This is a genomic window from Arenibacter lacus, assembly GCF_008711145.1.
Lineage (GTDB): Bacteria > Bacteroidota > Bacteroidia > Flavobacteriales > Flavobacteriaceae > Arenibacter > Arenibacter amylolyticus.
Map to the genome: position 1 here is coordinate 23,780 of NZ_VVIN01000037.1, position 12,143 is coordinate 35,922.

At 38.5% G+C, this 12,143-nt stretch carries 10 protein-coding genes and 1 other RNA gene; 7 read left to right on the plus strand and 4 right to left on the minus strand.

Going from position 1 to position 12,143, the window contains the following annotated elements; translation table 11 throughout:
* Positions 1-184: 184 nt before the first annotated feature.
* Together pheT and F1E73_RS11520 are read left to right on the plus strand one after the other, a co-directional pair.
* A complete protein-coding gene (gene pheT, locus F1E73_RS11515) occupies positions 185-2,614 on the plus strand; it encodes a phenylalanine--tRNA ligase subunit beta (RefSeq protein ID WP_086476488.1) in 2,430 nt (809 codons plus the stop codon).
* Between the two features lie 349 nt (positions 2,615-2,963).
* Positions 2,964-3,710, plus strand: a complete 747-nt coding sequence (locus tag F1E73_RS11520; RefSeq protein WP_223883416.1) for a hypothetical protein — start codon at positions 2,964-2,966, stop codon at positions 3,708-3,710.
* Positions 3,711-3,925: 215 nt separating this feature from the next.
* Here the strand turns inward: F1E73_RS11520 and F1E73_RS11525 are convergent, their stop codons facing one another.
* Positions 3,926-5,554 (minus strand): ABC-F family ATP-binding cassette domain-containing protein, encoded by a 1,629-nt coding sequence (locus F1E73_RS11525; protein ID WP_150451967.1) that lies wholly within the window; start codon positions 5,552-5,554, stop codon positions 3,926-3,928.
* 173 nt (positions 5,555-5,727) lie between these two features.
* On the opposite strand from F1E73_RS11525, the gene F1E73_RS11530 reads away from it, so the two are divergent.
* The gene (locus F1E73_RS11530; RefSeq protein WP_086476484.1) at positions 5,728-7,116 is read left to right on the plus strand and encodes a transaldolase; all 1,389 of its coding nucleotides are present in this window, start codon (positions 5,728-5,730) and stop codon (positions 7,114-7,116) included.
* A 202-nt stretch (positions 7,117-7,318) separates the two neighbouring features.
* Here the strand turns inward: F1E73_RS11530 and fsa are convergent, their stop codons facing one another.
* The 3 genes from fsa to ffs all read right to left on the minus strand — a co-directional run bounded on the left by fsa (position 7,319) and on the right by ffs (position 9,063).
* Positions 7,319-7,972 carry a fructose-6-phosphate aldolase gene (fsa, locus tag F1E73_RS11535; RefSeq protein WP_150451968.1) on the minus strand — a complete coding sequence of 218 codons (654 nt, stop codon included), beginning with the start codon at positions 7,970-7,972 and terminating at the stop codon, positions 7,319-7,321.
* 72 nt (positions 7,973-8,044) lie between these two features.
* Entirely contained in the window at positions 8,045-8,854 is an 810-nt protein-coding gene (locus F1E73_RS11540) for an SDR family oxidoreductase (RefSeq protein ID WP_150451969.1), read from the minus strand.
* Between the two features lie 110 nt (positions 8,855-8,964).
* An RNA gene (gene ffs, locus F1E73_RS11545) (signal recognition particle sRNA small type) lies at positions 8,965-9,063 on the minus strand.
* A gap of 207 nt (positions 9,064-9,270) precedes the next feature.
* Here ffs and F1E73_RS11550 point away from each other — a divergent pair.
* The 4 genes from F1E73_RS11550 to F1E73_RS11565 form a co-directional block, all read left to right on the plus strand.
* The gene (locus F1E73_RS11550) at positions 9,271-10,311 is read left to right on the plus strand and encodes a glutaminyl-peptide cyclotransferase (RefSeq protein ID WP_150451970.1); all 1,041 of its coding nucleotides are present in this window, start codon (positions 9,271-9,273) and stop codon (positions 10,309-10,311) included.
* Position 10,312: 1 nt separating this feature from the next.
* Positions 10,313-10,711, plus strand: a complete 399-nt coding sequence (locus tag F1E73_RS11555) for an acyl-CoA thioesterase (protein WP_150451971.1) — start codon at positions 10,313-10,315, stop codon at positions 10,709-10,711.
* Between the two features lie 369 nt (positions 10,712-11,080).
* Positions 11,081-11,812, plus strand: coding sequence for a LytR/AlgR family response regulator transcription factor (locus F1E73_RS11560; protein WP_150451972.1), 732 nt, complete (start codon positions 11,081-11,083; stop codon positions 11,810-11,812).
* A gap of 140 nt (positions 11,813-11,952) precedes the next feature.
* On the plus strand, positions 11,953-12,143 hold a 191-nt coding region (locus F1E73_RS11565), incomplete at its 3' end, for a hypothetical protein (protein ID WP_150451973.1).

A 12,143-nucleotide genomic window follows, 5' to 3' on the forward strand; every position in this document is an offset into this window, starting at 1 on the left:
AGTATATACCAAGCAATGCTAGAAATGACTAGGGGACTCCAGTGAATTTTATATTGGTCCCCATCTACCATTTTTAGGGAGTTGAGCGATTCCAGTTAAAGGGATAAAAAAAAGACAATATACTAGGCTACCTATTGAATGTCTTGCGGCATTGTTTTATATTTGACCTCTGTAAAAATAAGCAATGAAAATATCTTATAACTGGTTAAAACAGTTTCTAAAAATTGATTGGGATTCCCAAAAAACAGCGGGATTATTAACAGACCTTGGTTTAGAGGTGGAAGGCATTTCTTCCTTCCAATCCATTAAGGGAGGATTAGAGGGAGTAGTAGTAGGCGAAGTGCTTAGCTGCGTTAAGCATCCCAATGCAGATAAACTACAAATAACCACCGTAGACGTTGGCCAGGAAAAGCCCTTACAAATAGTTTGCGGGGCCCCCAACGTTGCCGTAGGACAGAAAGTACCGGTTGCCACTATAGGAACCACCTTATATACTAAGGAAGGGGAATCCTGGAAGATTAAAAAAGGAAAAATCAGAGGGGAAGAAAGTCATGGGATGATCTGCGCAGAAGACGAGCTTGGTCTAGGAGAAGGCCATGATGGCATTCTTGTACTACCAGACACCCTCGCGGTAGGAACACCTTGTTCCGACGTTTTTGAAGTGGAAGACGACGAAGTTTTCGAGATAGGCCTAACCCCCAATCGGGCCGATGCCATGAGTCATTTTGGGGTTGCCAGGGATTTGAAGGCCGGACTTAAGCAAATGAACATCCAAAAAGAATTGATTACCCCACCGGTAACCAATTTCAATATTACCAATCGCTCTCTTAAAATAGATGTAGAGGTAGAGAATAGTGAGCTGGCCCCAAGATATTGCGGAATCACCATTAGCAATCTTATTGTGGAGCCCTCTCCAAATTGGTTACAAAACAGGTTGAAAGCCATTGGCCTTACACCAAAGAACAACGTGGTGGATGCCACCAATTATGTGTTGCACGAATTAGGACAGCCGCTGCATGCCTTTGATACCGCTAAAATTAAAGGCAATAAAATTGTTGTAAAAACGCTGCCCAAAGGAACTAAGTTTACCACTTTAGATGGGATAGAACGCACCCTTAGCGACGAAGATCTAATGATCTGCGACACAGAAAGACCACTTTGTATTGCTGGTGTCTTAGGTGGAGAAAACTCGGGAGTTACAGACGCTACCAGCAGCATTTTCTTGGAAAGTGCATTTTTTAACCCCGTAAGTGTACGGAAATCCGCAAAAAGGCACAGTATTAACACCGATGCCTCCTTTAGGTTTGAAAGGGGTATTGATATTGACAATGTAGAATATGCCTTAAAGCGAGCTGCCTTACTTATCCAGGAAATTGCAGGCGGGGATATTACTTCGGATATTGCAGATTTTTACCCCAAGAAAAAAGACGACTATCACGTATTTCTTACGTTTAACAAAATTGATAAATTAGTAGGACAGGAAATTTCTAAAGATACCATTAAGTCTATCCTTGCCTCCCTAGAGATCAAAGTAAAGAACGTAACCGAATCCGGTTTGGGCTTGTCTATTCCTTTTTACAGGGTCGATGTTCAGCGCGAAGTGGATGTCATAGAAGAAATACTACGTGTATATGGTTACAACAACGTAGAATTTACGGAGAAACTGAATGCCTCCGTGGCTCCAGCGTCTAAGTTTGAGGACTTTAAAATTCAGAACATTATTGGTAACCTATTGGCATCCAATGGCTTTAACGAATTACTATCCAATAGTCTCACCTCTCCGGAATACCATAAATTAACCGAGGACCTTAAGGAAGAGCAGACCATTAGGATGCTGAATCCCTTGAGTACAGACCTCTCTGTAATGAGACAATCCATGCTCTTCTCAGGATTAGAGGCAGTAGAACATAATGCCAATAGAAAAATGCACAATCTCAAATTCTTCGAATTTGGGAAGACCTACCATCAGCTTTCAGATAGTAGGGCAGAAAAGAAGCATTTAAGCCTTGTAATCACAGGCAACAGAATGGAAGACAGTTGGACCGCTCCAACCCAGAAATCAGATTTCTTCTTCCTAAAAGGTATGGTGAAAAATATCTTGAGCAGGTTAGGACTTCCCGAGTACGAATCCGAACCCACCACCAGAACCATATTTTCTGAAGGTATCTGCCTAAAAGTAGACAGTAAGGAAGTAGTATCACTTGGGGTGATAGAGAAATCCATAGCCACCGCCTTCGATATTAAAGAAGAGGTTCTTTATGCCGATTTTGATTGGGATTACATTTTGGAGTTAGTGGGACAAGGAAAACCAATCCTATTCAAAGAAATTGCCAAATACCCTGCGGTAAAGCGAGATTACGCCTTGCTGATAGACAACAATGTGACCTTTAAGCAAATTTATGATATTGCTCGGGAAACGGAGAAAAAGCTATTAAAAAATGTAAGCTTGTTTGATGTGTATACCGGCAAGAGCTTGCCAGAAGGAAAAAAATCCTATGCTGTAAGCTACACATTACGGAATGAGAAAGCCACCTTAACGGATAAGCAAATAGATGCCATTATGAATAAATTGCGCAAGCGATACCAAGAAGAATTGGGTGCCGAACTAAGATAGCCCCTATAATATCTTTAAAAGGGCAACAGCGATTCTAAAAAGCTTCCTCCTTACCTAGTGGTAAGTTCTTGGCAAACTTTCATCACTGTTGCCCTTCTTTTATTCTAGTTGGCACCCTACATCACAACAGCGCGCCACCCCATCATTCCCGAAGAAAATAGTCAATAGCCCAAAGGCACTCTATTTTTGAACCAACCCCCAAAAAGCAGCAATATTCTTTAAAGGAACACCTATAACTTTAGGTTTATCACCATTACTAAAGGGCGCTTCCCATTTTGGTATGAGTAGGTTACAAAGCACAGAATTTATGATTTTCTCCCATGCAATGAGACCATAATTTATTAACTTTATGATTATTGCGATAAATGAAAGAGATATGTTGCTGCAAAAAACCAATATTCAGAAAAAGCTTATTATCACTAAGCAGAAGGATATTACCTCTGATACCATACTACAAGAGGTACAAGATATTTTAAGCAAGGTAGATTCTGATCGGGCAAGAATCGCTGAAAATTTAGCCACCAAATCGGCCACTGCTTCCAATCAGTTTAATTTTGACCTATTGGAAACATCGGAAATCTATTCCATTCGTCATATTAAAAAAATTGCCATAGACTATCGACTTCGGTTTTTGGATTCTCAATATTTTAAAGGTGAAATTCCCCAAGAAGCCCTTTCCAAAATAAGAAGCTTAGAAAAGAAGCACGGGTTAGAATTGAAAGGGTATAAAATTCTTGCTCCTTCCAGACTCTTTAAATTAAAAGATCCGGACGATCCCATTTTATTTGTCCCTATAAACAACGACTACTACTACTTAATACATAAATGGGGCAACGATCTACATCCATTTAGAAAAGCGTTTATGTGGCCTTACAAAAGCATGGGAAACCTTCTTGTATTTATACTTCTCCTTAGCTACCTCCTTACGCTGATAGTACCTCATGCACTTTTTTCCAAAACAAGCTCTACGGCCCAATTCCTAATAATTTACTTTTTTATGGTTAAATCTGTAGTAGCAATGGTGGTCTATTACGCTTTTGCAAAGGGCAAAAACTTTAGCCCCGCAGTATGGAACAGCAGGTTTTTAAAGACATAGCGCTCATCTATTAAGCAAAATCCGCCAAAGCGACTAAAAGAAAACACACAGCCAAGGGATCTGTTCTACCTTTTATTTTTAATAATTCTGTCAAAAAAAAAAAAGTCTTTATTCCGCCCTCCTGTATTTCTAAGCGAAAAACAGTTGGGAAACAATGGAATAACGACTTTATAATTTATACCAAACGAATAATTCGCGCTAGTACTCTATCTACCCTAGGCAGGAACGGAATACATTTTATCTCGCTGTTCCTTTATGGTCTTGTCAGACATGTACTCTTCAAAACTCATATAGCGATCAATACATCCTTTTGGAGTTAATTCAATAATTCTATTTGCCACAGTTTGTGCAAATTCGTGGTCATGAGTAGTCAATAACACAGTCCCCTTAAAGTTTTTCAAGGAATTGTTGAAGGTTGTAATACTCTCCAAGTCCAAGTGGTTGGTAGGTTCGTCTAGCATCAGCACGTTAGCTCTCATCAACATCATCCTACTAAGCATACACCTAACCTTTTCTCCTCCGGAAAGGACCGTACATTTTTTCAAGGCCTCCTCACCACTAAAGAGCATTTTCCCTAAAAACCCTCTAATACTTACTTCCTCTCTTTCCTCCTCTGTTTTAGCATATTGCCTTAACCAATCCACCAAATTAATGTCGTCGTTAAAGAAACCGGAGTTATCTGCTGGCAAATAAGAATGGGTAGTGGTTACCCCCCATTGAAATTCACCACTATCCGCCTTACGATTATCATTAAGTATTTCATAGAATGCCGTAGATGCTCTAGAATCTCTGGAGATAATAGCAACCTTATCCCCTTTAGCTAGGTTAATATTTACATCTTGGAATAAAATCTCCCCCTCCTCAGAAGTGGCGGAAAGCTTCTCTATATTCAATATTTGATCTCCTGCCTCCCGCTCTCTTTCAAAAATGATAGCTGGATACCTCCTACTTGAAGGCTTAATATCCTCGACGTTCAGCTTGGATAACATCTTTTTCCTGGACGTAGCCTGCTTACTCTTAGCAACGTTTGCACTGAAACGTCTAATAAACTCTTGCAGTTCCTTTGCCTTCTCCTCTGCTTTTTTGTTCTGTTGAGCCCTTTGCCTGGCAGCTAACTGACTACTTTCGTACCAGAAAGTATAGTTCCCCGAGTAAAGGTTGAGTTTTCCAAAATCTATATCCCCAATATGGGTACATACCGAGTCCAAAAAGTGTCTGTCGTGAGAAACCACGATTACGGTATTGTCATAATTGGCTAGGAAATTTTCCAACCAACTGATAGTCTCATAATCGAGGTCGTTGGTAGGCTCATCCATGATTAATACATCCGGGTTTCCAAAAAGAGCTTGGGCCAACAATACCCTAACCTTCAATTTAGAATCCATGTCTGCCATGGAAGTAAAATGCAGGTCTTCCGTAATCCCTAAGTTAGAAAGTAGGGCTGCGGCATTGCTATCCGCATTCCATCCATCCATTTCTTCAAACTGGACCTGTAGCTCTCCTATCCTCTCTGCATTCTCATCATTGTAATCTGCATAGAGCGCATCTATTTCCTGTTTAATTTTAAATAAAGGGGCATTTCCCATTACCACACTTTCCAATACCGTATGCTCGTCATAGGCGTTGTGGTTCTGTTCCAAAATGGACATTCGTTTTCCAGGCTCTAAATATACTTGTCCCGAAGTAGGGTCTATCTGGCCAGATAATATTCTTAAGAAAGTGGATTTACCTGCGCCATTGGCACCAATAATACCGTAACAATTGCCTTGGGTAAACGCAACGTTTACGTCGTCAAATAGAACCCGTTTTCCAAATTGCACGGATAAGTTTGATACTGATAGCATAAATGAAGTTTTATATTTTGTGCAAAAATAACGAAAATTCCCCCTTCAAACCAAGTATATTGCTCCCGCATTATCCCCCACTCTGCAAGGGCTGATAGATATTTAACTCACTATTAACAGCCAGTATCTATTCCGTTTGTTAGATTTGTTAACAATAAAGCTGCTATTCAAATATGAATAAACCTTTACTCTACGCTTTTATACTTGCTTTTGTTGGTTGTAGTACAGAAGTGAAAAAGTCCCAAAATGTATTTTTCGCCGGTGAAATAATCAATCCCACTAGTGAATACGTGGTGCTTTACAAGGATGAAATCGTTATAGACTCTGCTAAACTAAATGATGAAAACAAGTTTTCCATTGAGTTGGAATCCGTTGTGGAAGGCCTATATCATTTTGATCACCACCCAGAATTACAGTATGTATACCTGGAAAAGGGTGACAGCTTATTAGTGCGATTAAACACCAATAACTTTGATGAATCCCTCATCTTCTCTGGAAGAGGCAAGGAAATCAATAACTTTTTACTAGAATTATTTCTGAGTACAGAGGAGGAAGTTCCTACTATTTATTCTTACGCCCGTCTAGATCCCATGGATTTTTCCAATAAAATAGATTCGCTGAGGAATATAAAGACCTCTACTTTAAATGTATTGCAAAAAGAGGCAGCCCTATCGGATAATGCCATCGCTTTAGCCCAAGCCAGTATTGACTATAACTACTATAACTACAAAGAAAAATATCCCTTTTGGCATAGAAGGGTGTCCGGTAAAAAATCTATCCCCGAGCTAGACGATGATTTTTATGGGTATAGAGAAAACTTAGATTACAATTTAGACGGCCTTGCCTATCACAGGTATTATTACAACTACCTAAAATCGCACATAGACAATCTAGCCTATATGGGATGTGCCAAGGATTGCGAGGGGAGTCACCGGGAAATTATTGGCGACAAATTACATTTCAACCAACATAAATTAGCGGTAATAAACGATTTGGTGAAAACTAAAAATTTACGCGACAACCTTTTTAGAAGTGTAGCCATCTATTATCTAATCAATATACACGATACCACAGAAAACATAGAAGCCTTTATAAAGGATTTCCAGAAATATTCTTCCAACAACCAACATATATCGGAAATAGAAGCTGTATACGAAGGCGTGAAAAACATGCAGCCGAACAACAAATTACCAGAAGTAATGGTCTTTGATAATGGCGAAAATTTAATAAGTCTTCAAGAAATAGCAGAAAAGAATAAGAATGTTGTTTTCTATTTTTGGTCTGGGACCCAGGAACAACATTTTAAAAATATCATTAGAAGAGTAGATGAACTTAGAAGCCTTCACCCAGAATACACCTTTATAGGGATCAATTGCAATACTGAGATGAAGCGATGGCAAGCCATGCTCTTTACCTATGATCTGGATTTAGACACCCAATACAGGACGGACGATTTTGAAAATCTTAAGTACACGTTGGTTATCGGTGGTCTCAACAAAGGCATTATTACCAAAAACGGACGAATTGTAGATGCATATGCCGATTTATATAGGAGTTTTTAAACACCTCTAGGCAGAAGATCTTCCTAAGTTTTACTACAATCCCTTTTCCCCAGTTTTTTATAATTAACAGCTTGCCTAGATTTCTTTTCTAAGATATACACTCCTAAACCGTACTATCTCTTTGCAAAAGCTAAATTATAGGCATAAAAAAACCCCATAAGCAAAGCTATGGGGCTAGATTACTTACCTTTTATCGGGTAAATTAATTTCCTTTTTTGTAATCTTCCAAGAATTTAGCCAAACCGCTATCTGTTAATGGGTGCTTTAGCAACCCTTCTATAGAAGAAAGAGGTCCTGTCATAACATCGGCCCCAATTTTTGCACAATCAATAACATGCATAGTATGCCTAACGGAAGCGGCCAAAATTTCGGTTTCAAAAGCATAGTTATCATAGATATGTCTGATTTCTGCAATCAGGTTTAAACCATCTGTAGAAATGTCATCCAATCTTCCAATAAATGGAGAAACGTATGCAGCTCCTGCCTTTGCAGCTAACAATGCCTGACCTGGAGAAAATACCAATGTACAATTGGTTCTAATTCCCTTATCAGAAAAATACTTAATCGCTTTAATACCATCTTTGATCATTGGAACCTTAACTACAATCTGTTCGTGTAATTCGGCCAATTCCTCACCTTCCTTTATCATGGATTCAAAATCTGTAGAGATTACCTCAGCAGATACATCACCATCTACTATATTACAGATATCCACATAGTGCTTTAATATATTATCCTTCCCCGTAATTCCTTCCTTGGCCATTAAGGATGGATTGGTAGTTACACCATCCAAAACTCCCAATTCCTGGGCTTCTTTTATCTGTGCTAAGTTTGCCGTGTCAATAAAGAACTTCATAATACTTGTTTTATTAAATTATTAATGCTGCCATCATTTATTAAATGGAACAGCTGTAAATCTTGTGCAAAATTACAATTTATAATGGTTCATCAGCAGTTTCTCATACATTTTGTCAGGTAGTATTTTTTTGAGAAACAAGGAAAATTTCTGCATAAACTCCCCAACCGTATAATGAACCTTAGGATTTTTAGTCTGAATTATTTTGTGGACCATCCGCGCAACCAATAGAGGGTCTTGCCCAGCATCTACATGCTCGTCCATCATTTTTAGGGTGTTTCCATAGGGCTTTTTATAAGGTGACGACTCCAATACCGGTGCGTGATATCTTCCTGCAGCAATATTGGTAGCAAAATCTCCGGGAGCAAGATTGGTAAAATGGATTCCAAAATCCTTGGTTTCCATTCTCAAGGCCTCGGTTACCAATTCTAGCGCTCCCTTGCTGGCAGAATAAATTCCCCTATAAGGCAGCCCCATATAGCCCGCAATAGAAGTAATATTAATTACAAGCCCCGAATGTTGCTTCCTCATAAATGGCAAAACAGCCTTAGAGACATGTAGCGGACCGTTAAAATTGGTATCAAAAGCTTTTAATATCTCCTCATGTGGCGTTTCCTCAATGGGACCTGTTATTCCAATCCCAGCATTGTTCACCAATACATCTACGCTACCTTCCTTATTAATAAGCTGGTCTATTGCGCGTTTAATACTGTCTGGCTCCCTAACATCGAGTTCTAGAAGTTCAAAATCATTAAAATGGGGGTATTTGGCTAAATTCCGGGTAGTTCCATATACTTTAAACCCCTTGGACTTTAAGTAAACCCCTATGGATTTACCTATTCCAGAAGAACCACCTGTCACCAGTACAACCTTTTGCTGCATTCCTATAGTAAATAAGTCCGCAAATTAAGGAATAAATGAAGAGTGAGACGGAATTTTGAAAGAAAAAAGAGAAGTGCTTTTTGGCTTAAAATCTAAATTTAGGGCACAAAAAATGGCAAGCTACCTACATCGCACCGCTACAACCATATACCCTTGCTGCGTTCCCACCCTGGGGGATTCTACAGGAGCTGGTCGTGTAGGACTTGCCGGTGCAAATATACAAAGTTTTAAATTTTAAACAATCCTTTTTCCCATCTTAATTATATTAAATAACTTGCCCTTAATAAGCGGCCTAAAAAACCAAAACATGAAGGACTGAGTCTGAGTGGCCTACAAAAAGGTGCCACTTGATTTTACCCCCTACAACGGCATAATTTTTTTTATTAAACTTATTTCATAACCTAAATTTGGTGAAAATGAACTTTTTTAAAGTAAATCTCCTTTTTCTAATTCCCCTATTCTTTATGGCATGTGGTGGCCAAACTGATCCCAGTAAACTTTTTGAGATCCAATTGGAAGAGAATCAAACAGCCTTTCAAAAAAACCAAGAGGTCCATATCTCCATAGAGAATAAAAAGAATAAGAAAATAGATCAAGTCACTTACTATATCAATCAGGACGAGGTAGCCATTACCGATAATAAATTAAAATTGGATCTACCACAACTCGGTGCCAAGACCATTACTGCCAATATCAGTTATGAAGGTAAAAATGTAGCAGTGAGCAAAGACATAAAACTTTTGGCAGAAAACGCTCCTGAGATTTACACCTATGAAATAATCAACGAATACCCCCATGATAATTCCGCCTACACCCAAGGCCTAGAGTTCTATAAGGACACGCTTTACGAAAGTACCGGAAGGAAAGGGCATTCCAGTTTACGGAAAGTAGATTACAGAACAGGTAAAGTGCTTCAAAAAATAGCCTTAGAAGACCAATATTTTGGGGAAGGCATTACCATTATGGACAATAAAATATTTCAGCTTACTTGGCAAAGTGGAGTTGGATTTATTTATGACCTTCATCAGTTTAAGAAGATTGGCAGCTTTAAATACAATGAAAGCAAAGAAGGCTGGGGATTGTGTAACGATGGCAACAAAATATTTAAAAGTGACGGAACCCAGAAAATTTGGTTCCTAAACCCCGAAACCATGGCAGAGGAAGGTTATTTTGAAACTGTGACCAACACCTCCATTTTTAATAGGGCCAATGAACTGGAATACGTAGATGGTAAAATCTATGCCAATGTTTACCAAAAGGAAAGTGTAATGATCATAGATGCCCAAAGCGGCGCCATAGAAGGGGTGGTTAATTTTGGCGGACTCAAAGAGCGGGTTACCCAACACCAAGCTCTAGATGTCCTTAACGGCATTGCCTATCACCCAGAAAGAAAGACATTTTTTATAACCGGTAAAAACTGGGATAAATTATTTGAGGTGAACATTCTAAAAAAATAAAATGGGCGTATACACAAAAACCCTTAAGGTAGTACAGGACGACTTGGACGACTTAGAACATGTGAACAATGTTAGGTATGTTCAATGGATGCAAGATATTGCCAAGGAACACTGGAAAGCCAAAGCACCTAAAGAACTGGTGGAAACAACCGTTTGGGTAGTACTCACCCATCATATTACCTATAAGAATGCAGCAAAACTCGATGATGAAATTGTCCTAAAAACCTATATAGAAAAAAGTAGGGGCGCCATTAGTACTCGTGTGGTTGAGATGTTCCATAAAGAAACCGATCAGTTGCTGGTAAAAGCCAAAACGGAATGGTGCCTATTAAATTCCAAAACCTTTAAGCCTATGCGGATAGCTGCAGAAATTGTGAGTGTTTTTGTTCAAAATCCATAAGCCCTCCCCTCTTAATGAAAACTCCTAAACCCCCTAACTTCTTAATCTCCAAAAGATAAAAGTTTTAGCAGCCAATCACATGTATTTTTCCACTAGTTCACCGATTCTAATGCTGCCCCAGCGGCACAATTGAGCATTCCCCATAAGCAAAACCTTAATCTATTTAAGGTTGAAAAAGAAACTCCTCAATATTCGTTGGTAAGTATTAGCCAAGAATCGTTTTTATAAAGAGATAAACCTTCAATACAGGTAAGAACACACTTACTTTTAAGGTGCATTTCATCGAAAACACCAAAACCTTAGTTTTTCTAAGGTTTAAAATCATTTAAAGCCTGGTGGGATTCTTAATTTGCGTAAAAATAACCAACAATGGAATACACCTATACCATTCTGGATTCGGACGCGAAGTCTAATTTACAACTACAACATTATTTGGAGGAGTACAATGATTTTACGTGCAAGGGGGTGGCCAAAAATTATAACGACGGCCTGGATACCATCCTTAAACAAACTCCAGACATAGTATTTGTACGTTTAGATGAAAATGCACCCCAGTATTTCCAAATGATTGTGGAGTTACATCAATATTTGATTGATTTTCCACTTTTCATTGCCTTAGCCTCTTCAAAAAAGCATGCTTACCAAGCAATAAAGAGTCATTTCTATGATTATTGGTTATTGCCATTCAACGAATTTGAAATTAGAAAGACAATCTTTAAGCTAAAGATGAGGATGCCTAAGGAGGCACAACCCAAAACCTTGCTACTTCAATCTTATAAGGATTACCGCTATTTAAATACTTCAGAAATAATGTATTTACAAGCGGATAACAATGCCACCGATTTTTTTATGCAAGACGGAAGTACTATTAGCGCATTTAAAACGTTAAAGACTTTTGAAAATAGTCTACCGTCCAATTTTGTCCGGATCCACCAAAGCTATATCATTAACACCAGCTTTGTATCCAGGATTAATTATGGCAAGGGAATATGCACCTTAAAGCACCATAAACTACACTTGCCTTTTTCCAGAACATATAGGAGTAATGTTGAAAATTTAAAGCAAATACTTTCTAAAAACGCAATATCTACCCTTAATTAGTAGGATACTCGCAGACTCCACCTATCTACTAGTAAAAGTATGTATTTTACTATAGATTTTTCTTACGCATTATTTAAACGCAGTGTCTTCACTAATTTAGCAGAAGAAATAAAATATAACCCTCGAAATATCATCTACTTATGAAAAATTTAGCCGGAAGTTTAGCACTAATATTATTGAATGCAGGAATCATAGCTGCCCAAGAAAAAGAAATGACATCCAATTCCATTGAGCGTCTTAATATTGAGACTTATGTGAATTATATAGATAATGCCGTAGCAACCGATAGGGACATCATCATCAAGGATAGAAGAACAAAAGAGGACGGTCA

What these genes read in the sequence shown, in the direction of transcription:
- pheT (WP_086476488.1), top strand. Translation starts at nt 185, where the DNA reads ATGAAAATATCTTATAACTGGTTAAAACAGTTTCTAAAAATTGATTGG.
- F1E73_RS11520 (WP_223883416.1), top strand. Translation starts at nt 2,964, where the DNA reads ATGATTATTGCGATAAATGAAAGAGATATGTTGCTGCAAAAAACCAAT.
- F1E73_RS11525 (WP_150451967.1), bottom strand. Translation starts at nt 5,554, where the DNA reads ATGCTATCAGTATCAAACTTATCCGTGCAATTTGGAAAACGGGTTCTA.
- F1E73_RS11530 (WP_086476484.1), top strand. Translation starts at nt 5,728, where the DNA reads ATGAATAAACCTTTACTCTACGCTTTTATACTTGCTTTTGTTGGTTGT.
- fsa (WP_150451968.1), bottom strand. Translation starts at nt 7,972, where the DNA reads ATGAAGTTCTTTATTGACACGGCAAACTTAGCACAGATAAAAGAAGCC.
- F1E73_RS11540 (WP_150451969.1), bottom strand. Translation starts at nt 8,854, where the DNA reads ATGCAGCAAAAGGTTGTACTGGTGACAGGTGGTTCTTCTGGAATAGGT.
- F1E73_RS11550 (WP_150451970.1), top strand. Translation starts at nt 9,271, where the DNA reads ATGAACTTTTTTAAAGTAAATCTCCTTTTTCTAATTCCCCTATTCTTT.
- F1E73_RS11555 (WP_150451971.1), top strand. Translation starts at nt 10,313, where the DNA reads ATGGGCGTATACACAAAAACCCTTAAGGTAGTACAGGACGACTTGGAC.
- F1E73_RS11560 (WP_150451972.1), top strand. Translation starts at nt 11,081, where the DNA reads ATGGAATACACCTATACCATTCTGGATTCGGACGCGAAGTCTAATTTA.